This is a genomic window from Nitrosospira multiformis, assembly GCF_900103165.1.
Taxonomy (GTDB): Bacteria; Pseudomonadota; Gammaproteobacteria; order Burkholderiales; family Nitrosomonadaceae; genus Nitrosospira; species Nitrosospira multiformis_D.
This window is the reverse complement of sequence record NZ_FNKY01000001.1, coordinates 3,262,264-3,286,696: the sequence shown is the minus strand read 5'-3', so window position 1 is coordinate 3,286,696 and position 24,433 is coordinate 3,262,264. Positions and strand designations below refer to the sequence as shown.

Sequence of the window (24,433 nt, the reverse complement as noted above, 5' to 3'; positions counted from 1 at the left end):
GCGATGTTTTGGGATCATGATGGATGACTGCGGCCCGGTCTCGTGCAACAGAAAATGGCGGGGAAATGATGAGAAAACCGCTTTCCACGTAGTAACGCAGGCCCTTAATGACTGCCGCTCTCCAATCCGAACCCCGTACTCCGCAACCGCCACTGCGTGCCGCGATCACCGATGCCTACCGGCACGATGAGGCACAAAGTGTTAACAATCTGGCGACTCAGATCGATCTGCCGTGCGTAAGCCGGTCCCAGGCGCGAGAACGTGCATGCAAGCTGGTTGTCACAGTCCGCGACAAGCGCGCCCGTGCCAGCGGGGTCGACGCGCTGATGAACGAATTTTCACTGTCCAGTCAGGAAGGCATCGCGCTGATGTGTCTAGCCGAGGCACTTCTGCGTATCCCGGACCCGGAAACCGCCGACCGCCTGATACGCGACAAGATCAGCAGGGGTGACTGGAGTTCACACCTTGGGAAGAGTCCGTCGCTGTTCGTGAATGCGGCCGCCTGGGGTCTGCTGATCACCGGCAGACTGGTGTCCACCCATAGCGAAGACGGGCTGGCATCCGCGCTGACGCATCTGGCCGCGAAAGGAGGGGAGCCGCTGATTCGCAAGGGCATGGATCTTGCGATGCGCATGCTGGGGCAACAGTTCGTGGCCGGTGAGACGATCCAGGAGGCGCTTGAGCGCGCCCGTGAACACGAGGCGCGCGGCTACCGCTATTCGTATGACATGCTGGGCGAGGCTGCATTAACCGCAGCCGACGCCGGCCGCTATTATGCGTCGTATGAAGCCGCGATCCACGCCATCGGCGGGGAGAGCGCCGGCGGTGGGATCTACGCGGGACCCGGGATCTCGGTCAAGCTTTCCGCGTTGCATCCGCGTTACATGCGCGCCCAGCGCGAGCGTGTGGTCGCTGAACTTTTGCTGCGGCTGAAATCCCTCTTGCTGCTCGCGAGGCGCTATGACATCGGACTGGATATCGACGCTGAAGAAGCGGACCGGCTCGAACTCTCGCTCGATCTGCTGGAGACGCTCGCGTTCGACCCGGAATTGGCCGGCTGGAATGGCATCGGCTTCGTCGTCCAGGCTTATCAAAAGCGTTGTCCATTCGTGATTGACTGGATCATCGATCTCGCACGCCGCAGCGGTCACCGGATCATGATCCGGCTGGTCAAGGGCGCGTATTGGGACATGGAAATCAAGCGTGCGCAGGTCGACGGGCTGGAAGGCTATCCGGTCTATACGCGCAAGGTGCACACCGATGTCGCCTACCTTGCCTGCGCGCAGCGGTTGTTGCGCGCGCCGGACGCGGTATACCCGCAGTTTGCGACGCATAATGCCTACACGTTGTCGGCGGTTTATCAGATGGCGCAGGACGCGCGGGTTGACGACTACGAGTTCCAATGCCTGCATGGGATGGGTGAGACATTGTACGATCAGGTGACTGGTGCGGATCAACTCGCCAAGCCGTGCCGGATCTATGCACCCGTCGGCAGCCACGATACATTGCTGGCCTATCTGGTGCGGCGCCTGCTTGAGAATGGCGCAAACTCGTCGTTCGTCAACCGCATTCTCAATGAGGACGTGAGTGTGGATGAGCTGATTGCCGATCCGGTCGCCCAGGTTGAGCATGAGGGATCGATGCCGCATCCAGCGATTCCACTGCCGCGCGACTTGTACGGCAGTGGGCGCAGGAATTCATCCGGCATCGATTTCAGCGACGAGCACGCGATCGCCAAATTGGCCGCCGAGTTGACCGTGCTGGAAGACCGGGACTGGCTGGCTATGCCGATGCTGGCCAGTGGTGACCGCACCGATGGCGAACGGCTGCCGATTTTCAATCCTGCCGATCGTACCGATCGTGTTGGCACCGTGATCGAAGCGAGTAAAAGCGACATCGAAGCGGCGCTCGCAGCCGCGCTGGCGTTTGCACCCGAATGGCAGGCGGTGCCGCTTGAGTTCCGTGCGACGTTGATCGAGTGTGCGGGCGACGCACTTGAGACGCACCGTGCGGAGCTCATCGGGCTCGCGGTGCGCGAGGCCGGCAAGTCATTGCCGAATGCGCTCGCAGAGGTGCGCGAGGCGGTTGACTCCTGTCGCTATTACGCGCAGCAGATGCGTAGCCAGTTCACGAACGGCAGCCAGCCGGAAGCACTCGGGCCGGTAGTTTGCATCAGTCCATGGAATTTTCCGCTTGCGATTTTCATCGGTCAGGTGAGTGCCGCGCTCGCCGCCGGCAACCCGGTGCTCGCGAAGCCGGCCGAGCAGACGCCGCTGATTGCAGCAACCGCGGTGAGATTGCTGTATGAGGCCGGTATTCCACGCGCGGCACTGCAGTTCCTGCCGGGACGCGGCGAGACGACCGGCGCGCGGCTCACTGGCGACCCGCGCGTGCACGGCGTGATCTTCACCGGCTCGACCGAAGTTGCGCAGGTCATCCACGGCACGCTTGCCAGGCGTTCGCGGGATGAGGAGATCCCGCTGATTGCCGAGACCGGTGGTCAGAACGCCATGGTGGTCGATTCATCCGCGTTGCCTGCGCAGGTGGTACAGGACGTACTGGTGTCCGCATTCGACAGCGCCGGACAGCGCTGCTCATCGCTGCGCGTGCTGTGCCTGCAGGAAGATATTGCCGGCCGTGTTCTGGAGATGCTGAAGGGTGCGATGCAGGAACTTGCACTCGGCGACCCTGGGCGGCTGGCCACCGACGTCGGTCCGGTGATCGATGCCGATGCGCAGCGCACGTTGCTTGATCACATCGAGAAGATGCGGGAGGCCGGTCACGCGGTGTTCCAGCTGCCACTGCCGCCCGTTTGTGTGAACGGCACCTTTGTCCCGCCGACTCTGATCGAGATCGGCGATATCGGCCAGCTGGAGCGTGAGGTGTTCGGCCCGGTGCTGCATGTTGTGCGCTTCGCGCGCGACCGGCTGGACGAACTGGTCAGTTGCATCAACGCGACCGGTTACGGGCTCACGTTCGGCGTGCACAGCCGGATAGATGAAACTATAGATTTCGTTGCGGCCCGCGTACATGCCGGCAACATTTACGTGAACCGCAACATGATCGGGGCAGTAGTGGGAGTGCAGCCATTCGGCGGCGAGGGTAAATCCGGCACCGGCCCCAAGGCTGGCGGACCGCTATACCTGCATCGCCTGCTGCGCCAAGCACCGATATCGCTTGCGCGCATGGGGAGTGTCCGCAAAAAGGACGAACAGGGTGAACCGGGCGCGCTGGCAGCCCTGCAAGTGCTTATCGGGTGGGCGCGGCAGACCGGCCGCTCCGCATTTGCCCAGCGCTGTACGGACTATGCGGTACGCACCCCCCTGATGCATTACATTCCGCTGCCGGGACCGACGGGGGAGAGCAACACGCTCATGTTTGCGCCACGCGGCGAGGTTGCCTGTATTGCGAATGACGAGACCGCGCTGCTTAAGCAAATTGCCGCCGTGCTTGCAACGGGCAACCGCGCGTTGCTCGCGGACGGGCCGATGCCGCGCGCGTTGATCGATACGCTGCCCCCAACGGTGTGCGAACAGTTACGGGTTGAGCGTGGCTGGATGCACGAGGCGATCGCCGCTGTACTCTATGCTGGGCCAGCGGACGATGCGTATCGGCTACGCTGCGAACTCGCTGCACGCGACGGTGCAAGGGTACCGCTGATCGCAACTGATGGTCACGATTTTCCGCTGTACCGGCTGGCCACCGAGCGAGTGGTGAGCGTGAACATGACCGCCGCCGGTGGCAATGCGAGCCTGATGATGCTGGGTGCTTGAGCGCGGCACGCATCAATGCGCATCAGGGAAAGAGCATCGTTGCAATCAGGCTGTGACGGGATAATGGGAAATGCGCCGGGCGCCAAGATAACCCAACAGGATAGCCGGAATGAGCAGCCCGAGAAGAGTGCGCATCAAACGTGAATTCAAATCGGAAAGTGGTTGGGGCTGGTATTGGAAACGAGGAAAATTATTGTAGTCTTCCGGTGTTAAGGCAATATTTTTCAATGCCCTGGGTATAAAAAACCCCTGCCAATCAGTGTAAAACCGGTCAACCTGCCCCATGAAGTGCTGGTAACGGCTATTTCCAGTTCCTGCTATATCATTCAATCCCCCCTGCATGACAATCGCGGGAGATGAGAAACCCAGCCAGTCTACGATGCGTTGCTGATGCGTCAGTTGATCGTTATGCTGTGTCATGAGCTTCTCAGTCAAGCGGGCTGCAGACTGTTGCACAAGAATTCTCTTGCGAGCAGCACCCAGGTCTTTTTTGTTCAGAACGCCATCATTGCCTGACATGGCGGAATGCTCCTCCTCGTAGCGAGCTACTGAAGCGTCATACTCCTTGCTGACATCTGTCTGTATAGCGCGCAAGCTGTTGATCATCTCTACTCTGGATGGAACTGGATACGCCACATTTACGGCGACGCTAAGTAACGTGGGCACGATCAGTGAAAACACTACCCATAGGCCTATAAGAACCAGCACATTATGTTCCGAGCTTTTGCCCTGAATGGAAACCACAGCTGTAACGGAAAACCAGAACAAAGCATAAGCGATGGCGAGTCCGATCCACCATGCGAGACGTACCGCGACATCGGTCGAAAATGACTGAAAAGGGTTCTCGAAAACAACAAATCCGACGGTTACCGTCGCCAGCGGCAGAATAAGCAATGTGGCCCTGCATGCAAGCTTGGCAAGAAGCACGATGCTTAGCCGGATAGGATTCGCCATGAGTATTGCCAGCGTACCTTGTTCGCGCTCGCCTGAAAGGGCGTTGTAGGACAACGCGATAATGAGCAATGGCAAGAGATAAACCATAAAAAACGCCAGATCGAAATGACCAATGAGGAGGTTGCCTGGATTCTCAATCTCCTCGTTGAAAGTAAACGTTTCCTTGCTGTCGGCGGATATTAAAATGTAGGAAGGATTCAAGTCACTTTGACCGATAGCGGTCGAAGCAAGGGGGCCGGGAGGAAGAACCGCATAGGTAGCTGCGTGGCGGCTTCCGATCCACAGGGGATTGGCTGGATTCCGGAAAGCGCTTGAAGCGATATACTCGCCTTTCTGCATCGCAACCAGCTTCTGGAGATTATCGTTCAATCTCAGCTGTTCCTCTTTTCCTGCTGCCTCCGTCGCATACCGCTGCTTCTCAACCAACGTTTTGCCGTTGACGAGGCCATACCCGGCGGCTATTGACAGCATGACCAAAATACTCCCGATCACCCTCTCCGCTTTAAAACTATGCCACTCGTGGCGAAAAACCTCGCGGAATGAAAAGAATGAAGACATGCTGGCTCCCGGCGCGCTCATACCGGCGACAAGCGGCGGGCGGCAAATACCGCGATAATTCCCATTACAAATGCCCAAGTTGCCAGTATCAGGAAATTGAAGCCTTGCCGGTCCCACACCCAGCGGGTACCGGGAATTTGATAGGTGAATGCCGGTATCTTTGCCCACAGCTCCGGAGCAGCTTTATACTCCTTGTTGCCATACTTCCGGTTTCTTACCAGATCGTCGCTCGTTATGCCCTGAATATGACGGCGGTATGTTTCGGCGGCGCGTGCAAAATCGTTATGGTGTTCGATATCCGCACCTGCCAGCCCCATCGAGATAGGTTGCATCGCCATCAACGGAAACATAAACCCTGCGAACGAACGTATCCTTTCCTGTTGCGCATAACTGTCCCACAACGCACCGTAGGCTTTGTCAAAAATACGGTAGCCGCGCATATCGTCCTCCTGTAGCGCCAATCCATCAAAATCCACGGGAAGCTCCTCAACTTTCGATACACCATACTGCTTCAATACATCATCGCGAAAACTGAGATAGGCAGGATGAGTATCGTCATGCCCAAAAGTGGCTTTGCGTGCCTCGGTCAGGGCGGTCTGGAATTCTACCGCGCTAGGTGTCGGGCTTGCGCCACGCGCCAGGTCGATCATCAGGCGCGGTACGACAAAACTGTTCAGCACCCAGAAAGCGAGTAATAACACCAGAGCCTTGCGGGAGGATTTCGCAAGTGCCGAGATACCAAGCGACAATGCGGTAAAACCCGCGTGGTAAATCGCATAGCCCGCCATCATGAGGATCACGCGCTCGCGTATGTTATCGATGCCGACATGGTGCTCGGATGAGGGAAGCAGCATTATCAAGCTTCCCATTGCCAATGGCAGCATCAATGCACAGAGAGCGAGCGTGCTTGCCAGCGCTTTCCCGGCCAGCAACTGTAATGGGTGTACGCCAACGCTCAGCAATTGGCGCAGCGTACCGCGTTCCCGCTCCCCCGTAAAAGCGGAGAATGTCAGCAGGATGATTATCAGGGGTGCCAATACTTGCAATATGAAGGCAACGGATAGCTCGCCAAACCGCTGTAGTGATGTTGCATCGCGAGCCGGACGGAACTTGAATTCATTCTGCTTGTGGGCCTCCATCCAGACGCTTACGCCCACAAACGGCGTAATACCGGGATCAACAAATAATAGTGGACTGGAAGGCTTGAATGCATACTGCCCAAAATGAGCTGCACTATGCGGATTCTTTTCGCCTTGACCGAGCCACTGAGCGTACGAAACATTCTGCGCTGCGGTCCGTTCCACCCTTGTCTGCTGCATCTGCTGCCATCCCATCAGAAACGCGCCCAGCATCAGCAGTAAAAACGTTCCCGCCATCCAGGTGAGCCTCCTGTCGCGCAACAGCTCCAGGAACTCTTTCCTGGCCACGACCGCAATGATACCGCCTCGGAGAGTTGTCCCGGAGCTGACCCCAACATGTGATTGAACTAGATTACTCATGCCAATTGCCTGCTCCCGGAAATCTCCAGGTATATTCGTTCCAGATCCGTGGAATCCACATCGACTGTAGCGAGTGTCGATATCAGTTTTCCGCTGCGCATGATGCCCACGTGTGTTCCGGTTTGCTTGGCGAGGAAAAGGTCGTGCGTGGTCATCAGGATAGCTATATTTTTATGTTTCAATTTTTGGAGCAGGGAGGCAAATTCATTTGCTGCCTGGGGATCAAGACCTGACGTGGGTTCATCGAGCAACAGCGCTCTCGCATTCTTGGCCATCGCAATTGCAATTCCCACCTTTTGACGCATTCCCTTGGAATAGCCTCCAACGCGCTTGAATGCCGCTTCTCGCGCCAATCCCGCTTGATCCAGAAGTTCCAGCAACTCGTCGTCAGGCCGCTTTACTCCAAGTGCGAGCGTCGTAAAGTAGGAAATATTCTCAAGGCCGGATAAACTGCCATACAACATCACGGTTTCCGGGATGTAGGCTATTTGACGCTTGGCCTCAAGCGGATTCCTGGTGACGTCAATGTTGTCCACTAGCGCTCGTCCGCTGGACGGCGGGACGAAATTTAGAAACAGGTTGATGGTGGTGGTCTTGCCCGCTCCGTTGCCGCCTAGCAGGCAAAAGATTTCCCCACCCGCCACGGTAAGATTCAGCCGGTCCAATGCCAGTACGCCGTTATACCGCTTGGTGAGATCCTGAGCGTGAAGCAATGTAGTTCTCCTTTGAAGACGAACTGGATTAAAATTTGAACGAAATTCCGCCCAGCACCGTAAGGGGGGCTGCCGGATTATAGGTCCTTGAGCCGCTTGTTATGCCGGCGGAAGAGGCATAGCGCGCGTCCGTCAAGTTGAATACCTGGACGAAGTAACGCCCCCGCATATTCCACGGTTGCGACCTTGGCTCATAGCTCGCTATTATGTCCACCGTCTCGTACCCGTCATAATATGCCTGGGCTGCCGTGGCCGTTGGCAGGTTGATTGGATAACGGCCAAATATTCTGCCTATGGCGGTGATCGCCATGCCAGGCATGGGCCGCACTGTGCCTGTAAACGTCGCCATGAATTTGGGCATCCCCACGACGTCGGCACCGAGCAGGTAAGCCTGGTTAGGCAAGGTTTCGGTAATTCTCGAGTTGAAATTGGAAATCGCCGCGGTGGCTTCAAACCATTGTGCTGGCATGAACCGGATTTCAGCCTCGGTGCCGATTCGCTTGGTTTTTCCGACATTGACATAATCGAGCAGGGCAGGATTTGGCAGTGCCACCTCGTTCTTGCTCTCTATCTGGTAATGGGCCACATCGATTATCAACATCGACCCTGGCGTAAGCGTGAAACCCAGCTCGAGCTGTCTGAACGTAGTGGGCTTGACACCGATGCCAGGTGTGAATTTTGCCGCATCGCTCGGCAGCGCAAAACCGTCGGCCACGCTCAGCCGCGCTTCCAGGAGCCCCGGCCACAGCGTGGAGCGGAAGCCGAACTTGGGCGTGGTAATATCGAAATTCTCCATCTTGCCGCACTGCGCGCTTGCACCGGTGCGGGTTTCGAGGCCGCGCCGGTCGCACTCCCCGTCGATAAAATCTCTGCGAATGCCGAAGGAAGGCCTGAAATAGGGGTTGAGTACCCATTCGGTTTGGGCAAACAATGAAATATAATTGGTTTTGAGATTCCGGTTAAGGGTTCCACTGCCGCCATTGACGCCTGCGGTCAGGGTGGTGGGTGTGAACTGGCCATTGTTCAGCGCATCGGCATACTTGTACAAGGTTTTCTCTTCATAGCGTTCCGCTCCGAGTACCCAAGTCAGAGGCTTGAACAGAAAGTTGTGTTTGCCGTTGACGTTGAGTCCGAATCCCAGTACATCTCGATCATAATCTTCCTGCCGCTGCTGCCAGGTGGTGGCATTGGTCAGCCGTGTAAAGGACCGGCGAAATGTCTGCGTGGTGGCGTAGCCAAAAAGCGCGGCGGTTATCTGCGGCGTAATCGCATGGGAAAGGTCTCCCCTTATGGTATAGAGATCCTTGTCGGTGCCATCGTTCTGGACATTCGGATTTTTTGCGAAGAAGGCACTGCGGTTGTGGCGATTATCGTATTGATCCTGGGCGATCACGGAGGCGGTATTCGCCTCCCCAGTATGCGCCCGGCCGGCTATGGTAAAGCGCGTCTTGTCGGTAAAGTTGTACCCTGCACTGAGCGATCCGGTCTGGCGATTGCTGTCCGATTGAGGACGAAAGCCGTTGGTGGTGAAGTTTTGCACGGCAGCATTGAAATCCACTCCATAAAATTTCCCGCCGGCAGCCGCCTGCAAATCCACGGTTCCGAACGAACCGCCACGCACATCCAGTTCAGCATACTTGCCGGACCGGCGGGTTTCCAACGCCACTACGCCGGCCCGGTTGAAGTTTCCATACAGGGCCGATACCGGGCCCTTGAAAATTCTCATGGCATTGATCTCCAGCGGGATGACTACGCTCATATCAGCGTAGCCGTCAGCATGGCTTGAGGCTTCATTCAATGGAATGCCGTCAATTACGAAGCCTATATCACCGCCATGCCCGCCACCGGCAAAACCACGCAGGTTAATGGAGCTGGCAACGCTGCCGTAACCTAGACTTCGTACTTCCATGCCTGCCGTTTCACGGAAGAGGTGCTCCAGGTTGGCAACCTGACGATCAGCAATGAAATCCTTGTCGAACACATGCACGCTAAACGGCTGATTCTTGCTGATGGTAAGGCTCTGACCCTTTATGACGAGGGGTTCGAGCCTGACAACCTTCAGATCATTGGCGGCCACCTGGAAAGGGACTGACGGCTGTGTCGGGGTTTCTAACCCTTTCTCGGCGTTCTTTTCAACATCATTTATTTTTTGGGACTGCTGCGCTAAAGCAGGTAATGCGGAGACGAATAAGGTCGCCACCATACATCTCAACAAGATGAATTCTTGTCCCATGATTTTCCCTCTTTTATCCGAACGACGGGCCCGGTTATCGTTATCTTTATATTGTTAAGAAGTATGATTATTTAATCATACGTATGAAATTTATCACAAAAACTTCACATGTCTGTCGGATAAAGCTGAGATGTGAAGTCGGCACAAATGAATGCCTTGTCAGGAATTCCCTACATTATTGAATTAAATTGGGATCCTTGCCTTGCGACGGACAATAGTCGAAAGAAAAAATTAATATCCTGGGCTGGCCCGCGATTAAAATTAAATCTCATTACGTAACACGACACATCCCGGACCAGAAAAGATAGCAATTATCCAATTAAAATGAATGCTAACTTCATCGTGATAACGCAGAGCTTGCCAAAGGAATTTGAGCTAGAAAAGCTTCCGACGGAAGGCGCCCAGGGGAGTAACACGCTCATATTTACATCCCGCGGTGAGGTTGCCTGCATCGCGATGACGAGACCGCGCTGCTTAAGCAGATTGCCGTTGTGCTTATAATGGGCAACCGCGTGTTGCTCGCGGACGGACCGATGCCGCGCTGGCCGATATACTGCCCCCAGCACTGCGGAAACAGTTGCGGATTGAGCGCAGCACGCATCAATGAGTATCAGGGAGAGAAAAGATTGATAATGGAAGTCGCCATAATTCGGCTTGGGAAGATCAGCGTTTCACGCATCTTATTTGAGAAATCAGATGCGACAGCAAAACTGACAGTTGCATCGCTGCGGCACTCGATATGGTAAATTGTCCGGACTTTATCAAGGAAGGATATTAAATCTATGAAAAGCGCTTTGTTGATCCTTCCCTTGCTCGCGGGTTGCGGTTCGATGCTGGCTGACGGCACGCCCACTACCGCGGCTGACGGTTCAAGGATTTACTCCATTACAAGTTTATATGACGGAGAGTCGGGATCAAGGGAGCAAACCATCAGATCCATGGACATCGATGCCAGGAATCTGTGCATGACGGGATATACGCTTATTTCTGAAGAGGCGCGTCCAATTATGGGTCCGACCGGCGGAGTCACGTCCTCGCGCCTTATTTGGGAAATCAAATGCGACAAGAAGCCAGAGGAAACGCCCCCTTAACAACCTGCCGGACTTAAAGGGAAGTCAGCTGCAAGCCGGGCGTAAAGCATCGGGTCGGACCATATCTCGCCATCTTCGCCTCATATAGAACGACTATTGGCCTTCAAAATCGTCAAAATCTGTCCCTACTAGCCATTTTTCGCTTTGATTCTTTAATCCGGCGGGCTGTCAGCCCGGATATTTCACCCCAGGCAGATGTTGCAGGTGCTCTCGACGAGCTTGATGAGCCTCTGTAACTCCGTGAATTCGTATTCCGGTCTCGTGCGGTAGCGCACTGAAGGGGTGGGGAATGCTTTGTATTATTCTTCCACAGCACCATCGCTGAACGGATGAAAGGAATCTCACCATGAATTATCCTGCAACAGCTAGAAATGAAGCGCCGCGATCCTCGCAGCTCATTACCCACGCAGGTTTCAGCGTGCTGGGTTTGATATTGATTCTGTTTATATACGGTTCAGCTCATGCTCAGACCGGGCCAATGGATAGTCCCCCAATCGGACAATCCGGAGCCGGACAATATAAGCCGGGGAAGACTCCTGCCGGGCAGGAGTATGGCACCATTAAAAAAGGCGAGCCTAAGAAGAAATCAGATAGTTCGAGCGAAAAAAAGGAAACGAAGCCTGGTACCGAGTCCATTATTGACCGTGATAAAAGAGAGAGTCACGAAGGGTCCGGTCCTGATCCGCTTGGCCGGTATTAGCCTCGCCGGCTAAATGGCTCCGGGGGTTCTTCCGGGGCTCAATCGTGAAGAGTTGGTTGCGACGCCTCTGGGTCTTTCGGGACTTATAGGCCTGGAATACGACGTTACCGCAGTTTTACCTAACTGACGAGTTGGCGCAGGAGAGTAGCCAACGACTCCAGCACGCTTCCTTATGAAAAACGGCTGAACAGATCATGGCAACCAGATTCTTCCACATACCATTTGTATTTCTTGAACGGTGGGCGGGAATTAGGTGATAGCCGCATCGCTGATCTGATCCCGGCTACTGTCCTTCGGAATAATACTCGGAATAGGTTTCCTGACGATGGTATCGCTCGTATTCAGCGCTGCGATGGCCGCATTAGGGAAATGGTGGGGACCCTATTTTGCAAGTCTTGAAATATGGGCGACCGCGCTGAATTTTTTGTTCAGCTTTGCCTTAATGACCGTCATGTTCGCGATGCTTTACAAATTTATGCCGCGAGTCAAGATTCATTGGCAGGATGTCTGGGCCGGTGCAACCGTAACCGCATTATTGTTTACGGTGGGAAAACTTCTGATAGGTATCTATATTGGGAAAAGCGCCGTTAGCTCGGGATTTGGTGCAGCAGGTTTGCTCGTGGTAGTACTGGTGTGGGTCTATTATTCGGCTCAGATCTTTTTACTGGGGGCTGAATTCACCTGGGTATATGTTGGTGCGCACGGGTCGAGAAAAGAATCGGCGCAATCTGAAATGCCGAGCGCATCACGGCCGGCTAGAACGGAAGTAGCAGAAACATGGCGCAGCCGGGGCCAATTGCCGCCATGAGGTGGCCCTGGGCGGATAAACATGGAAATAGTGTCCTCAGTAGCAGCTTATCGTGACGCGGGTATTCCCGGCATTCTGGCGGCCTCTTCCGGACTAATCCTGCCGTCGCGATCCAGGTCAGCGGCTTCCCGGTTTGTCTGGTTCAGTTTGTCTTTTACGGGATCACTCCCGATCGCTGAACCGGTATTTGGATAATTCGGCTGTATCGGCCTGGTGCCGCTTTGTCCCCCAGGGGGTTGGCCAATAATGGAGCTGTTCTGACCTAATGGAGGCTGACCGATTACGGACCTGTTCTGTCCTTGAGGGGATTGCCCCCCGACGGGCTGGGCATGAGTCAAACCAGTTCCCATGAAGATCAGTGCGCCAGCAAACGCTAGTGATCGGGCCGATGGCATTGAAAGTTTCATGGCACTTCTCCTTGGCGTGGCAAAATTGCTACAAAAAATTTTACGTGAACACATCAAGAATTTCGGTGCGGAAGCCCACTAAGGCGGAGATCAAGCCACAATTTCTTTTATCCCGAATCCGGCAGCGAACTCAAGCGTCAAATGATGTCAGATCTCTATGGGTCTTCTTAAAAAGGAGTGGTCAACCGCTGGCTTTTTGTTGTCGGTCATTCGTGGGAGATGATTTTATGACTGAGGGTGCCGCAGCGGTTGGGGATGCTGGAGATATCTGTTTCAATATACGTTGCGTAAATCGTTTAGGTTTCCAGTCATAAAGTTTTTTTCCCAAACTGAACGCTTTTTTCTGTAGTTTTGTCCGGCGCCGGTCAATTAATCCATGCAGCGTTTTTATCACCTCGGAATTAACTGATGCATAAGTTCCCCGCGCAATTTCCTGTGAAAGCATGGCAAGGTCGTGATCGTTTCCCAGGTAGTCAGCCAATTGATCAATCCATTTCAAGATTTTTACTACACCCCTCTTCTCGTGAGGATGAAGGGCCTCCACCGTATTCAGCAAATATTTCACCTGCTTTCGCCATTCATGGAGCGCTTCCGGTGTTCGGGCCGTATCAGCTTCAGCGCGTGCTTCGCAACCCTTCCGATAGATGCGCCGTAACCCCTTTTCGATGGTTTCGGAATCAATAGACGAAAATTCCTCCTTTTTTGCCAAGGTGGTGCAGTCTTTAAGTAGCCGGATACAATTCTTCAGCTCGGTTGGCGTGTGTAGAAAATGGCGTCGAGCCTTTGTCAGATTTGCGTGCAATATTTTCTGAAGGGGAGCAAGGTTCACGCCTTGCAGCTTGTCGCCGTACCGGTCATGCAGCGAATCGAAGGCGTCAATTAATGATCTTGCATCACGGAACGGCGACAGGAAGCGACCTGCATCCCTGAGCCCGGAGTTTCCCGCTTCATAAGTGTGCTTGCTCATTCCGTCCTGCAATAACCGCAGTGCCGCGCGTGCTTTCTTCAGAGACTTGCGTGCGTCGTGAATTGATTCATCCGAAATGGGCGGCGGCGCCTTCAGGTGCTTCAATGCTTCACTGATTGCTGTGTGCAGCATTCCGTAAGCGGGATTACCCGATGTAGCGGAGCGAGCGGTCTGCAAGGCACGCTTCATCGCTTGTATTGGCGGGTGTAGCGCCCGGCGGCACTGTTGGTCAACGCTTCTTCCGCTTCTTTCGGGCTGCCATGCCTGATATTCACTCCAGGTGCTCCTTAAAATTCATTAGATCCATCAATGGTCCCAATTTAACATATCCTGGCAAGAAGTTATTGGCTGCCAGCCAGTCGGCTTAAAGGAAGCTCGCTGCAAAAGCCGGATGCACTCGGACAAATGCGCCGCAGGACACTAAAGCAAATATAACGATATCGATGCAGATAGATTTTGCGCAACTACTAAGATAATAATCTGCTATTTAAGAAGTGCAATCTGAACTATCCAACATTCCCGCGATCTGAGTAAGGACATGACTATCCGGAAAAGTAAGAATCCGCGCCAGCAACAAGCTTACGCTGATGCGAAGAAGAAAGCCGAAGATGTGATAAAGCCTCCTTCTCCAAAACAGGAGAAGAGAGAATTATTATTGCCTCATGATCGAGACGAGACGACCGGCTCGGCAAGTACTGCTTCCGCCACGGCACATCAGGAATCGCGGGATACGGTAAAACAGGCCGTAGAAGACATTGAGCGTGGACTGAAGGATACCGAGCGCAGAGGCATCCCATCGGATGTTCCCCCCGGAATTGGTAAGAAGCGGCGGTAGGAGCCGGGATTTGTGCCAAATTCTGATCGCCAAGTCGTTCTTCCAAGTGTCCGGACAAGTGCTGCATTGCGCCCCGTCTTTTTGTGTCAGAAGTAGATGCACCACACTATATTTTATGAAGTATAATCTCTTGACTAAACGTTAGTTTCCCTTTAAATTGCTGTATCCCTTCTCTCTGGAAATTTTCTAAAAGGATTTCACTGTGACTGGTCTTATTGATTTACCGTGGTGGGGTTATATCGTAGTTATTCTGGCTCTCACTCATATCACTATTGCCAGCATCACAATCTATCTTCATCGCCATCAGGCTCACCGTTCTCTGGAGCTGCATCCGCTGCCCAGCCATTTTTTCCGTTTCTGGCTATGGCTCACTACCGGCATGGTCACCAAGGAATGGACAGCGATACACCGTAAGCATCATGCCAAGTGCGAAACTGCTGACGATCCCCATAGCCCCCAAGTATTGGGTATCAATAAAGTACTGAGGGAAGGATCGGAACTCTACCGGAAAGAAGCCAAGAATCTGGAAACCCTCGAAAGATATGGTCACGGTACACCGGATGACTGGCTGGAGCGCAATGTCTACTCCGGTCAAAGCCGCAAGGGTGTCGCGCTGATGCTGATCATCAATTTCATTCTGTTCGGAACCATGGGGCTTACGATCTGGGCGATACAGATGGCCTGGGCGCCGATCATGGCTGCCGGTGTCATCAACGGAATTGGACACTTCTGGGGATATCGCACTTTCCAGGCAGAGGATGCCAGCCGCAATATTGTTCCCTGGGGTATCCTCATTGGCGGGGAGGAATTGCATAATAATCATCATGCTTATGCGACTTCCGCGCGATTATCCAATAAATGGTACGAGTTCGACATCGGCTGGATGTACATATGTATTCTGCAATCGATGGGATTGGCCCAGGTGAAGAAAGTGGCCCCCAAACTGCGCCTTGATGCGGCCAAGACAACATGTGATCTCGATACGCTGCAAGCGGTCATTTCTCACCGCTATGAAGTACTTGCAAAGTATGCTCAATCGCTCAAGCAAACACTGGCCAAGGAAGTCGACCATCTGAAGGAAGCGGCTACGAATCTCGGTGTGGATCGACCCACGCTTAAACGATGGGTACTTGCCGACTCCAGAACCCTGCAAGAAGACGAGCGCGCCAAGTTGAGTCTGGTGCTGAGCAAAACTATCACCCTCGACAAGGTCTATACAATGCGTGAAGAGCTTATGGCGGTATGGCAACGCTCCACGACATCCAAAGATGAGCTGGTCAAGCAATTAGAGGACTGGTGTCACCGTGCCGAGGAAAGTGGCATCGAGGTGCTGCAAAACTTCTCCCGCAGGTTACGTTGCTACGCCTGAGAAATTAAAAGCAGAGAGGTATGGATCCAAATAAAAAACCCGCTAATAGCGGGTTTTTTATTTGGGACTCCGGGTTTTTGCCGGAGATATCATTATAGGCAGCCGGGTCCCGCTGTTATGAAAGTCCTATTTGAGTTTGATTTCCTTGTATTTGACGTGCTTTCGCGCTACCGGATCAAACTTCAGAATCTCTAATTTTTCCGGCGTGGTGCGTTTATTCTTAGTGGTGGTATAGAAATGACCAGTGCCAGCCGAAGATTCAAGTTTTATTTTTTCCCGCATAATGATGTCCTTAGATGCCGAAGCCTGAATAGCGCTTCATGATGTTTTTAAATGCGGTCGCCGCGGGCACGCATATCGGTCAGTACCGCGTCAATACCGTTCTTATCTATTGTCCGCAGCGCCACGTTCGACAGGCGCAGGCTGATCCAGCGATTCTCGCTTTCCACCCAGAATCGGCGACGCTGCAAATTAGGTAGAAAGCGCCGCTTGGTCTTGTTGTTAGCGTGGGAAACATGGTGGCCAGTCATCGGTTTCTTGCCGGTTACTTCACATACGCGTGCCATGATAAGCCACTCCAGAGTTCGAAAAACGCCTATTATATCCCGATTTCAAAGATTTTCTCAAATCAAATCAATCCTCGCTCGGCGAACGACATGGCTGTTCCGCCGCCAATTATAAAATGATCCAGGACCTTTACATCCACCAGCGCAAGCGCTTGCTTGAGCGATTGGGTCAGGATCTCATCGGCTTGACTCGGTTCCGCCACACCAGAAGGATGATTGTGGGCAAAGATAATAGCGGCGGCGTTATGGTGCAGCGCCCGCTTTACCACCTCTCGCGGGTATACGCTGGTCTGGGTGAGCGTGCCATTGAACAGCTCCTCGGCTGCAATAGTGCGATTCTGGGAATCGAGAAAAATGCCGATAAAAATTTCGTGCTTCTTGCCTTCAAGACTCAGGCGCAAATAATCGCGCACTGATTTTGGCGAACTCATGGTGTCACCCGTTTTCAGTTTTTCTTCCAGGGCGCGCCGCGCCATTTCCAGTACTGCCTGTAGCTGGGCGTATTTGGCTGGCCCCATTCCAGGCACCTGGCAAAAAATAACTTGATTCGCGGCAAACAGACCTGTTAAACCGTCAAAATGCTTGAGTAATTCACGCGCCAGATCCACGGCGCTTTTTCCCTTTATACCCGTTCTCAGGAATATCGCCAGGAGTTCGGCATCGGAAAGATTCGTCGCTCCGTTCTTCAGGAGTTTTTCGCGCGGACGTTCGGATTCGGGCCAGTCTGGAATTGCCATAATGTAATGGGTAACGGCAGAAGTACAGCAAAGTTGAATTGGAACCGGAAAGGCGATCTTCTCGGAGGGAGACCATTCCCCTTAATAACACGCCGTTTTTAGGTTAAACTCCTGTTTCTCTATCGAAATGATTTCATTCCACGTGCTTATGACCGACACATCCTTGGCCACTGACAGGCGTCTGCTGCTGGGGCTGACCGGTGGTGTGGCCGCATACAAAGCAGCGGAACTCGCACGCCTTCTGATACATGAAGGCATGGATGTGCAAGCGGTAATGACCGAGTCAGCCCGGCATTTCGTGGGTACCGCGACGTTACAGGCGTTAACCGGTAAACAGGTATTCACGGATCTTTGGGACACCAGCATTGCCAGCAGCATGGCTCATATTGATCTTTCGCGCAACGTTGATGCCATTCTTGTCGCTCCCGCCAGCGCGGATTTTATTGCCAAGCTTGCCTGTGGACTTGCCGATGATCTACTCTCGACGCTGTGCCTTGCGCGCGATTGTCCGTTGATGATTGCCCCCGCCATGAATCGGCAAATGTGGGAAAATCCCGCGACTCAGCGTAATATTTTTACGCTAAAGCGCGACGGGGTGACGATACTCGGTCCCGCCAGCGGCGTCCAGGCCTGCGGTGAGATCGGCATGGGCCGCATGCTGGAAGCGCCTGAGCTTGCTGAAACAATATGTGCTTTTTTTCAGCCAAAGCTGCTGCAAGGCAAGCGCGTGCTCGTTACCGCGGGACCTACCTACGAAGCTATCGACGCGGTCAGAGGCATCACTAACTTAAGTTCGGGAAAAATGGGTTACGCGGTGGCCCGCGCGGCGCTCGAAGCGGGAGCGGAAGTCACGCTTATTTCCGGTCCAGTGTGCCTGGAAGCTCCCGTGGCGGCCAGGCTCGTCAATGTGGTGAGCGCACGGGATATGCTGGCGGCTGTAAAAAAAGAGATCTCCCGCATCGATATTTTTGTGAGCGTCGCGGCGGTGGCGGATTACCGTGCCATCAATACGAATAAACAGAAAACAAAAAAAACGGAAAGCGGTATCACGCTGGAATTCATACCTAACCCTGATATCCTGGAGTATGTCGCAACCCTGCCCCAACCCCCTTTTTGCGTGGGCTTTGCGGCAGAGACCGAAGATCTGGAAAGAAATGCCGAAGCCAAGCGGCGCAAGAAAAAACTGCCGCTACTCGCCGCCAATCTGGCTCAGGATACCATCGGTTCCGATGAAAGTATGTTGACTTTATTTGATAACGACGGCAAAAATAATCTGCCGAAAGCGCCGAAAATTGAGCAAGCGCGACGGTTGATTAAACATATTGCATCGTTGTACGAGAAACAAACCGAAAAATAAATCCAGACAGGCTGACATGATAAAAATTGACATCAAAATTCTCGATCCACGTTTGAAAAATCAGTTGCCGGCTTACGCGACCTCCGGTTCCGCGGGTCTGGATTTGCGGGCGTGCATTGATCATGTAATGACCATCGAACCTGGTGAGGCCAATCTTATCCCCACCGGCATCGCCGTCCATCTTGCTGATCCTGGGCTTACCGCGATGGTGCTTCCGCGCTCCGGGCTGGGTCACAAGCATGGCATTGTCCTGGGGAATCTGGTCGGTCTTATCGATTCCGATTACCAGGGGCAGATATTCGTGTCCTGCTGGAATCGCGGACATAGCCCTTTTCCGCTGAATCCGCTGGAGCGCATCGCCCAACTTGTAGTGGTGCCGGTGGTGCAGGTGGATTTTAACGTGGTTAATGACTTTGAGCTGAGTCACCGGGGTGCGAATGGTTTCGGCAGTACCGGCAAGCATTGAACCGGCTTCGGTTGCGCGCCATGGTTCGCCAGCACTTCTTGCGCTATTTGACTTTTACTTTCCCGGACAAATCCTCTGCAGCTGCCCGGTTCAGGTTAATACGCATTCTTGCAATTCTTTTTGTTTTTCTTTTGCCGGCGGCCGCTCATGCCGAAATGCCGGTAAGCCAACTCAGGATTTCAGGCCATACTGTTTCCGCGGAAGTTGCGCACACCCATGATACCCGTTCGCAAGGACTGATGTTTCGACAGTCGATGGGTGAGAATAACGGGATGCTATTTGTGTTTTCCTATATTGGCCGGCAGAGTATGTGGATGATGAATACCGATATTCCATTGAGCGTCGCTTTTATCGATGGAAAAGGGGTGATTCTCAATATTGCCGATATGGCGCCCAACACTAAAACAGCGCATAGTTCCGCCGGTGCGGCAAAATATGCGCTGGAAATGAATCGTGGCTGGTTCAAGACAAGAAATATTACAGCAGGCGCACAGGTGATGGGGCTCGAAAAGGTACCGGCAGCGGAGTAAGCGAAACGTGTCTTTACCGCATTCCCGGCAGCATTCCCTTCATCCCTCGCAGCATTTTTGCCATCCCGCCTTTATTCATCATTTTCATCATCTTCTGCGTTTGTTCGAATTGCGCCAGCAGGCGGTTCACTTCCTGTACCGGGACGCCCGCTCCTGTGGCGATGCGACGCTTGCGTGACGCCTTCAGAATTTCCGGTTTGAGTCGCTCTTGCGGCGTCATGGCATTGATGATGCCCTCGGTGCGCCCCATGACCTTGTCGTCCATTTTTACCTTCTGCGCAGCTTGAGTCAATTGTGCGGGTAATTTGTCCATCATGGCGCTCATGCCGCCCATATTTTTCATTTGTTGAAACTGCATTTTAAAATCGTTCAGATCGAAGCTCTTGCCCGATTTTATCTTCTTGGCCAGCTTCTCGGCCTCTTGCTGATCCACGCCGCGCTGGGCTTCCTCAATCAATCCCAGCACGTCTCCCATGCCGAGAATGCGTGACGCCATGCGATCTGGATGAAATGCCTCCAACCCGGTCATTTTTTCAGCTACGCCGGCAAATTTTATGGGCTTGCCGGTGACCTGAAGCACGGACAGTGCAGCTCCACCCCGGGCATCGCCATCAAGCTTGGTGAGGATGACCCCTGTCAAAGGCAACGCCTCGGCAAATGCTTTTGCGGTATTGACCGCGTCCTGCCCTTGCATTGCATCCACCACGAATAGCGTTTCGATAGGCTTCAGCAGCGTTTCCAGCTCTCTGATTTCCTCCATCATGGCTTCGTCGATAGCCAATCGTCCAGCGGTATCCACAATCATGACATCGTGGAAGTGCCGGCGAGCAAAATCCAGGGCAGCGGCGGCAATTTCTTTTGGTTGCTGCCCCGCGTGGACAGGAAAGAAGTCCGTGCCGGTTTGATTTGCCAGCAGTTCCAGTTGCTGAATGGCGGCGGGACGATAAGTGTCGCAGGAAACCAGTAATACCTTTTTCTTCTTCTGCTCCATCAACCATTTCGCGAGTTTACCGCTGCTGGTCGTCTTGCCGGCGCCCTGCAGTCCCGCCATGAGGATAACTGCCGGCGGTACGGTCGCCAGGTTGATATCGGCCTTTTCTCCTCCCATGATGGCGATAAGTTCCTGATGTACCACACCCACCAGCGCCTGTCCCGGTGAGAGACTGCTCATGACTTCCTTGCCGACAGCTTTTTCCTTGACGCGCGCAATAAATTCCTTAACCACCGGTAAGGCCACATCGGCCTCCAGGAGCGCCATGCGCACTTCACGCAATGCGTCCTGGATGTTGGCTTCAGTCAGCCGTGCTTCGCCCCGCAGGGTTTTGATAACAACGGAAAGCCGGTTGGTAAGATTGTCGAACATGCTAAATGCCCCTCAAGAAAAATTGGTGTAGACTAGCCGGAATTCCGCTTTAGTCCGCAATGTCAATGTCCGTTATTCTAGCCTATGTTGCCGCTTGTCTGCTTTATGGTCTGATTGGCTGGCATTTCTGGCGCACCAGATGGAATGCCCCCGTACGATCATCAGGCGACATCATTATAGCTGCGGGATGGGAACGTTACGCCATTCTTGTGCCACTGCTGCTGCACGGCTATACGCTTTATCAGTCCGTATTCTCTGGCGCCGGATTGAATTTTGGCGTGGGCAGCGCGGTTTCGTCCATCGTATGGCTTACCGCCACGATTTACTGGCTGTCCGGTTTCTTCTATCGTCTGGAAGGATTGCAGACCCTGGTGGCGCCGGTGGCAGCGGTGGCGGTGCTGCTGCCCCTGGCGTTTCCATCGCTGCGTCCTCTGGCCAATACGGAATTACCCGCTTTCAAGGCTCACATCTCCATCGCCATGCTGGCATACAGTCTGCTGACCATTGCCGCCCTCCATGCGTTGCTGATGGCGGTGGTGGAGCGTCGCCTGCATCATCCGTCAATGCCATCGGTGCTGGCCAATCTGCCCCCGCTTCTTACGATGGAGAAATTGTTGTTCCGTGTCATCTGGGTGGGATTCATACTGCTCACGCTGACGCTCCTCAGTGGCATTATTTTCTCGGAGGAAGTATTCGGTCAGCCGCTCAAATTCACCCACAAGACTCTGTTTGGTATCATATCCTGGGGTGTTTTCGCCGCGCTGCTAACGGGTAGGCAGCTTTACGGCTGGCGCGGACGCATCGCTATCCGCTGGACACTGGCTGGATTCATTATTCTGCTGCTGGCCTATCTCGGCAGTAAATTTGTACTGGAAGTGATACTGCAGCGCTAGCGGCCTGTCGGACTTGAAGAATCGAAGCGAAAAAGTGACTGGGCGAGGACAGGTTTTGACGATTTTGAAGGCCAATAGTTATTCTATCGACTGAAAAGCGGCGAACCATGGGCCGGCCAGATGCTTTAGGGCTGCTTTTGCAGTTGATTTCCTTTAAGTCCGATAGGCTGCCAGGTACACAGTGCGCAGGGAAACGGGTTTAGATGGATCTACCGATCGTCAAAAATTTCAGGCAGTCGAATTTTTGATCAGTACCCTCCAATTCTGAATTTTTTCTACTTGCATAGAGGCGTTTTTGGAAGACATGCCGTTGTATGTGCTGCTAGTGGCACTGGTTGTTTTATTGATTCTATCCGCTTTTTTTTCCCTTTCTGAAACCAGCATGATGGCCATCAACCGTTACCGGTTGAAACATCTTGCAAAAGAGGGACACCATGGCGCTCGCCTGACCTCTCAACTATTGCTGAATACCGACAGACTTCTGGGCGTGATTCTGCTTGGCAATAATTTGTTGAATGCCGCGGCCGCGACGCTGGTTGCGGTGATTATCTCGAATTTCTTCGGGCAGAACGATCTGGCCCTGTTTATCGGAACGATATGCGTGACCTTCGCCATCCTGGTGTTCAGCGAAATTACCCCCAAGGTGATCGCCGCTGCCTACCCCGAGCGCATCGCGCTGGCGTCGAGTTACGTCTTGACCCCATTGCTGAAAGTTGTCTACCCCGTGGTATGGTTCGTCAACCTGTTCGTGCAGGCGCTGCTCACTATTTTGCGCCTGAAGCCCAGGGAGGATAGCGCCGCGCAAACAGTCAGCCTGGAAGAGCTCAAAACACTGGTACTGGAAGCGGGACACTTCATTCGTAAAAAACACCAAAGTATGCTGCTCAATCTGTTTGACCTTGAGACCGTCACCGTTGACGACGTCATGGTACCGCGCGGTCAGATCGAAGCGATAGATCTGGGCGCCGACGATGAAACCATCCACAATCAACTGTTAACCTGCCATCACACCCGTCTGCCGGTATACCGGGGAACGCCGGACAACGTGACCGGTATCATTCATGTGCGCAAAGTACTGAACCAGATGAGAAGCGGCGAGATTACCGCCGCGATACTGGAGAAAATCATGCGCGAGCCCTACTTTATTCCGTCCGGCACGCCCCTGTTTTCGCAACTGCAATTGTTCCAGGAAAACCGCGAGCGCGTTGGCCTCATCGTGGATGAGTATGGCGAATGGATGGGACTGGTGGCGCTGGAGGATATCGTCGAAGAAATTATCGGGGAATTCACCACACACGCACCGACACAAGCACGTATATTGGTGAAACAGGAGGAGAATGGCAGTGTCATAGTGGAAGGCAGCAGCCTGCTGCGCGATCTTAATCGAAAGCTGGGGTTACAGCTGCCTCTCGGCGGCCCTAAGACCCTTAATGGCCTCATTCTGGAACACTTCCAGGATATCCCTGAGGCCGGCACCAGTCTGAAAATAGCGGATTATCCAATGGAAATCCTCCAGACTCAGGATCGGGTGGTCAAGGTAGTCCGAATTTTCCCCAGTCTGACGGCAGCTGCAGGAACTGGGGAGCCGGTCACGGATTAGCAATTCTGACGCCGCGATTTTGATGTCATTTAATTACCTATTGCAATACTCTCCAGTTTTTTTTATTTCGCTTTGCTCCATCGCTGGTCTGATGGTGGGCAGTTTTTTGAATGTCGTTATTTACCGTTTGCCGAAAATGATGGAACGGGAATGGCGGCGGCAATGCGCCGAGTTGCGTGGGGAACCGGTTGAGGTGGAGTCCCCATTCAATATCGTTATTCCGCGTTCCGCTTGTCCTCATTGCGGACACAAAATAACCGCCCTCGAGAATATTCCAGTAGTGAGTTACGTGTTTTTAGGAGGCCGCTGCTCCCAATGCCATACTTCCATTTCCACGCGTTATCCTGTTGTTGAGGTTTTAACCGCCTTTATCAGTGGTTTCATAGCCTGGCATTTCGGCTATGGCTTTGCTGCTTTCGCGGCGTTGGTTTTTGCCTGGGCAATGATGGCGCTAGCATTCATCGACATGGATACGCAGCTACTCCCCAACGACATTACGTTACCTTTGCTGTGGGGAGGATTACTGGTCAATCTGGGCGATGGTTTCACCGACATCCGCTCCGCAGTTATCGGTGCCGTTGCCGGTTATCTTGCGCTGTGGTCGGTATACTGGTGCTTCAAACTTATTACCGGCAGGGAAGGCATGGGGTATGGCGATTTCAAATTGCTTGCCGTGATCGGCGCGTGGCTCGGATGGCAAATGCTGCCACTGGTCATTCTGTTTTCTTCCCTGGTGGGAGCCATAGCAGGTATCGGACTGATAGTGATCGCAAAGCACGGGCGTCACGTTCCCATTCCGTTCGGGCCGTATCTGGTTGGCGGCGGCTTCGTTGCCTTGTTCTGGGGAAATCAGATCAATAGCGCCTATCTTGATTTATTTTAACCTAAGTCCGGTAATTAGACGCCTCGTAGCGGACTTACCCAAAAGGCGAGAATAAATGGTGCAAAAGTTTTTTACGAATCATAGTTATAGACTGACAAAATAAGCGGTCAACTGCCGGATTTAGGTTTGAT

Annotated in this window: 23 protein-coding genes; 12 read left to right on the top strand and 11 right to left on the bottom strand. The window is 53.5% G+C overall.

Going from position 1 to position 24,433, the window contains the following annotated elements; genetic code table 11:
• The first annotated feature begins 107 nt into the window (after nucleotides 1–107).
• Complete coding sequence (gene putA / locus BLR00_RS14885; RefSeq protein ID WP_074633909.1) at nucleotides 108–3,773, top strand: trifunctional transcriptional regulator/proline dehydrogenase/L-glutamate gamma-semialdehyde dehydrogenase; 3,666 nt, start codon at nucleotides 108–110, stop codon at nucleotides 3,771–3,773.
• A 45-nt stretch (nucleotides 3,774–3,818) separates the two neighbouring features.
• On the opposite strand, the gene BLR00_RS14880 is transcribed toward putA, so the two are convergent.
• The 4 genes from BLR00_RS14880 to BLR00_RS14865 are packed head-to-tail and all read right to left on the bottom strand — an operon-like array spanning nucleotide 3,819 to nucleotide 9,730.
• A complete protein-coding gene (locus tag BLR00_RS14880) occupies nucleotides 3,819–5,285 on the bottom strand; it encodes a DUF3526 domain-containing protein (RefSeq protein WP_371130390.1) in 1,467 nt (488 codons plus the stop codon).
• Nucleotides 5,286–5,302: 17 nt separating this feature from the next.
• Entirely contained in the window at nucleotides 5,303–6,784 is a 1,482-nt protein-coding gene (locus BLR00_RS14875) for an ABC transporter permease (protein ID WP_074633907.1), read from the bottom strand.
• Nucleotides 6,781–7,497, bottom strand: coding sequence for an ABC transporter ATP-binding protein (locus tag BLR00_RS14870; RefSeq protein WP_074633906.1), 717 nt, complete (start codon nucleotides 7,495–7,497; stop codon nucleotides 6,781–6,783). The genes BLR00_RS14875 and BLR00_RS14870 overlap by 4 nt, the downstream gene beginning before the upstream one ends.
• A gap of 28 nt (nucleotides 7,498–7,525) precedes the next feature.
• Nucleotides 7,526–9,730, bottom strand: a complete 2,205-nt coding sequence (locus tag BLR00_RS14865; protein WP_081346791.1) for a TonB-dependent receptor — start codon at nucleotides 9,728–9,730, stop codon at nucleotides 7,526–7,528.
• A gap of 782 nt (nucleotides 9,731–10,512) precedes the next feature.
• Here BLR00_RS14865 and BLR00_RS14855 point away from each other — a divergent pair.
• The 3 genes from BLR00_RS14855 (at nucleotide 10,513) to BLR00_RS14845 (ending at nucleotide 12,329) form a co-directional block, all read left to right on the top strand.
• The gene (locus BLR00_RS14855) at nucleotides 10,513–10,821 is read left to right on the top strand and encodes a hypothetical protein (protein ID WP_074633903.1); all 309 of its coding nucleotides are present in this window, start codon (nucleotides 10,513–10,515) and stop codon (nucleotides 10,819–10,821) included.
• 346 nt (nucleotides 10,822–11,167) lie between these two features.
• On the top strand, nucleotides 11,168–11,521 hold the full coding sequence (locus tag BLR00_RS14850) for a hypothetical protein (RefSeq protein ID WP_074633902.1): 354 nt from the start codon (nucleotides 11,168–11,170) through the stop codon (nucleotides 11,519–11,521).
• A gap of 325 nt (nucleotides 11,522–11,846) precedes the next feature.
• Complete coding sequence (locus BLR00_RS14845) at nucleotides 11,847–12,329, top strand: YihY/virulence factor BrkB family protein (protein ID WP_081346790.1); 483 nt, start codon at nucleotides 11,847–11,849, stop codon at nucleotides 12,327–12,329.
• Nucleotides 12,330–12,376: 47 nt separating this feature from the next.
• Here the strand turns inward: BLR00_RS14845 and BLR00_RS14840 are convergent, their stop codons facing one another.
• The gene (locus BLR00_RS14840) at nucleotides 12,377–12,736 is read right to left on the bottom strand and encodes an EF-hand domain-containing protein (protein WP_074633901.1); all 360 of its coding nucleotides are present in this window, start codon (nucleotides 12,734–12,736) and stop codon (nucleotides 12,377–12,379) included.
• Nucleotides 12,737–12,917: 181 nt separating this feature from the next.
• On the bottom strand, nucleotides 12,918–13,892 hold the full coding sequence (locus tag BLR00_RS14835; RefSeq protein WP_074633900.1) for a CHAD domain-containing protein: 975 nt from the start codon (nucleotides 13,890–13,892) through the stop codon (nucleotides 12,918–12,920).
• A gap of 349 nt (nucleotides 13,893–14,241) precedes the next feature.
• Between BLR00_RS14835 and BLR00_RS14830 the strand changes: the two genes are divergently transcribed.
• Both BLR00_RS14830 and BLR00_RS14825 read left to right on the top strand, forming a co-directional pair.
• Nucleotides 14,242–14,538 (top strand): hypothetical protein, encoded by a 297-nt coding sequence (locus BLR00_RS14830; RefSeq protein WP_074633899.1) that lies wholly within the window; start codon nucleotides 14,242–14,244, stop codon nucleotides 14,536–14,538.
• A 202-nt stretch (nucleotides 14,539–14,740) separates the two neighbouring features.
• The gene (locus BLR00_RS14825) at nucleotides 14,741–15,907 is read left to right on the top strand and encodes a DesA family fatty acid desaturase (protein ID WP_074633898.1); all 1,167 of its coding nucleotides are present in this window, start codon (nucleotides 14,741–14,743) and stop codon (nucleotides 15,905–15,907) included.
• A gap of 126 nt (nucleotides 15,908–16,033) precedes the next feature.
• Here BLR00_RS14825 and rpmG read toward each other — a convergent pair whose 3' ends face one another.
• The 3 genes from rpmG to radC all read right to left on the bottom strand — a co-directional run bounded on the left by rpmG (nucleotide 16,034) and on the right by radC (nucleotide 17,210).
• The gene (gene rpmG / locus BLR00_RS14820) at nucleotides 16,034–16,189 is read right to left on the bottom strand and encodes a 50S ribosomal protein L33 (RefSeq protein WP_004176237.1); all 156 of its coding nucleotides are present in this window, start codon (nucleotides 16,187–16,189) and stop codon (nucleotides 16,034–16,036) included.
• Between the two features lie 47 nt (nucleotides 16,190–16,236).
• Nucleotides 16,237–16,473: a 50S ribosomal protein L28 gene (rpmB, locus tag BLR00_RS14815; protein ID WP_074633897.1), complete on the bottom strand. Its 237-nt coding sequence runs from the start codon at nucleotides 16,471–16,473 to the stop codon at nucleotides 16,237–16,239.
• Nucleotides 16,474–16,535: 62 nt separating this feature from the next.
• Entirely contained in the window at nucleotides 16,536–17,210 is a 675-nt protein-coding gene (radC, locus tag BLR00_RS14810) for a RadC family protein (protein ID WP_074633896.1), read from the bottom strand.
• Between the two features lie 148 nt (nucleotides 17,211–17,358).
• Here radC and coaBC point away from each other — a divergent pair, with 148 nt between their 5' ends.
• From coaBC to BLR00_RS14795, 3 genes are read left to right on the top strand one after another with little or no spacing between them, the layout of a single operon-like run.
• Nucleotides 17,359–18,567, top strand: a complete 1,209-nt coding sequence (gene coaBC, locus BLR00_RS14805; protein WP_074634350.1) for a bifunctional phosphopantothenoylcysteine decarboxylase/phosphopantothenate--cysteine ligase CoaBC — start codon at nucleotides 17,359–17,361, stop codon at nucleotides 18,565–18,567.
• A 16-nt stretch (nucleotides 18,568–18,583) separates the two neighbouring features.
• Nucleotides 18,584–19,033 carry a dUTP diphosphatase gene (dut, locus tag BLR00_RS14800; RefSeq protein WP_074633895.1) on the top strand — a complete coding sequence of 150 codons (450 nt, stop codon included), beginning with the start codon at nucleotides 18,584–18,586 and terminating at the stop codon, nucleotides 19,031–19,033.
• A gap of 20 nt (nucleotides 19,034–19,053) precedes the next feature.
• Nucleotides 19,054–19,563 carry a DUF192 domain-containing protein gene (locus BLR00_RS14795; RefSeq protein ID WP_256324170.1) on the top strand — a complete coding sequence of 170 codons (510 nt, stop codon included), beginning with the start codon at nucleotides 19,054–19,056 and terminating at the stop codon, nucleotides 19,561–19,563.
• Nucleotides 19,564–19,576: 13 nt separating this feature from the next.
• Here the strand turns inward: BLR00_RS14795 and ffh are convergent, their stop codons facing one another.
• A complete protein-coding gene (gene ffh, locus BLR00_RS14790) occupies nucleotides 19,577–20,926 on the bottom strand; it encodes a signal recognition particle protein (RefSeq protein ID WP_074633894.1) in 1,350 nt (449 codons plus the stop codon).
• Nucleotides 20,927–20,991: 65 nt separating this feature from the next.
• Between ffh and BLR00_RS14785 the strand changes: the two genes are divergently transcribed.
• Entirely contained in the window at nucleotides 20,992–21,819 is an 828-nt protein-coding gene (locus BLR00_RS14785; protein WP_074633893.1) for a cytochrome C assembly family protein, read from the top strand.
• Nucleotides 21,820–22,047: 228 nt separating this feature from the next.
• On the opposite strand, the gene BLR00_RS17120 is transcribed toward BLR00_RS14785, so the two are convergent.
• Nucleotides 22,048–22,212, bottom strand: a complete 165-nt coding sequence (locus tag BLR00_RS17120) for a hypothetical protein (RefSeq protein ID WP_256324169.1) — start codon at nucleotides 22,210–22,212, stop codon at nucleotides 22,048–22,050.
• Here BLR00_RS17120 and BLR00_RS14780 point away from each other — a divergent pair.
• Entirely contained in the window at nucleotides 22,202–23,419 is a 1,218-nt protein-coding gene (locus tag BLR00_RS14780) for an HlyC/CorC family transporter (protein ID WP_256324168.1), read from the top strand. The two genes, BLR00_RS17120 and BLR00_RS14780, sit on opposite strands and share 11 nt — an antisense overlap.
• A 22-nt stretch (nucleotides 23,420–23,441) precedes the next feature.
• Nucleotides 23,442–24,302: a prepilin peptidase gene (locus tag BLR00_RS14775; protein WP_074633892.1), complete on the top strand. Its 861-nt coding sequence runs from the start codon at nucleotides 23,442–23,444 to the stop codon at nucleotides 24,300–24,302.
• Nucleotides 24,303–24,433: the final 131 nt, after the last annotated feature.

Bases quoted from the DNA above. Each gene is read 5' to 3' on its own strand.
- putA (WP_074633909.1), top strand. From the start codon at position 108: ATGACTGCCGCTCTCCAATCCGAACCCCGTACTCCGCAACCGCCACTG.
- BLR00_RS14880 (WP_371130390.1), bottom strand. From the start codon at position 5,285: ATGTCTTCATTCTTTTCATTCCGCGAGGTTTTTCGCCACGAGTGGCAT.
- BLR00_RS14875 (WP_074633907.1), bottom strand. From the start codon at position 6,784: ATGAGTAATCTAGTTCAATCACATGTTGGGGTCAGCTCCGGGACAACT.
- BLR00_RS14865 (WP_081346791.1), bottom strand. From the start codon at position 9,730: ATGGGACAAGAATTCATCTTGTTGAGATGTATGGTGGCGACCTTATTC.
- BLR00_RS14855 (WP_074633903.1), top strand. From the start codon at position 10,513: ATGAAAAGCGCTTTGTTGATCCTTCCCTTGCTCGCGGGTTGCGGTTCG.
- BLR00_RS14850 (WP_074633902.1), top strand. From the start codon at position 11,168: ATGAATTATCCTGCAACAGCTAGAAATGAAGCGCCGCGATCCTCGCAG.
- BLR00_RS14845 (WP_081346790.1), top strand. From the start codon at position 11,847: ATGGTATCGCTCGTATTCAGCGCTGCGATGGCCGCATTAGGGAAATGG.
- BLR00_RS14840 (WP_074633901.1), bottom strand. From the start codon at position 12,736: ATGAAACTTTCAATGCCATCGGCCCGATCACTAGCGTTTGCTGGCGCA.
- BLR00_RS14835 (WP_074633900.1), bottom strand. From the start codon at position 13,892: ATGAAGCGTGCCTTGCAGACCGCTCGCTCCGCTACATCGGGTAATCCC.
- BLR00_RS14830 (WP_074633899.1), top strand. From the start codon at position 14,242: ATGACTATCCGGAAAAGTAAGAATCCGCGCCAGCAACAAGCTTACGCT.
- rpmG (WP_004176237.1), bottom strand. From the start codon at position 16,189: ATGCGGGAAAAAATAAAACTTGAATCTTCGGCTGGCACTGGTCATTTC.
- rpmB (WP_074633897.1), bottom strand. From the start codon at position 16,473: ATGGCACGCGTATGTGAAGTAACCGGCAAGAAACCGATGACTGGCCAC.
- radC (WP_074633896.1), bottom strand. From the start codon at position 17,210: ATGGCAATTCCAGACTGGCCCGAATCCGAACGTCCGCGCGAAAAACTC.
- coaBC (WP_074634350.1), top strand. From the start codon at position 17,359: ATGACCGACACATCCTTGGCCACTGACAGGCGTCTGCTGCTGGGGCTG.
- dut (WP_074633895.1), top strand. From the start codon at position 18,584: ATGATAAAAATTGACATCAAAATTCTCGATCCACGTTTGAAAAATCAG.
- BLR00_RS14795 (WP_256324170.1), top strand. From the start codon at position 19,054: ATGGTTCGCCAGCACTTCTTGCGCTATTTGACTTTTACTTTCCCGGAC.
- ffh (WP_074633894.1), bottom strand. From the start codon at position 20,926: ATGTTCGACAATCTTACCAACCGGCTTTCCGTTGTTATCAAAACCCTG.
- BLR00_RS14785 (WP_074633893.1), top strand. From the start codon at position 20,992: ATGTCCGTTATTCTAGCCTATGTTGCCGCTTGTCTGCTTTATGGTCTG.
- BLR00_RS14780 (WP_256324168.1), top strand. From the start codon at position 22,202: ATGATGGCCATCAACCGTTACCGGTTGAAACATCTTGCAAAAGAGGGA.
- BLR00_RS17120 (WP_256324169.1), bottom strand. From the start codon at position 22,212: ATGGCCATCATGCTGGTTTCAGAAAGGGAAAAAAAAGCGGATAGAATC.
- BLR00_RS14775 (WP_074633892.1), top strand. From the start codon at position 23,442: ATGTCATTTAATTACCTATTGCAATACTCTCCAGTTTTTTTTATTTCG.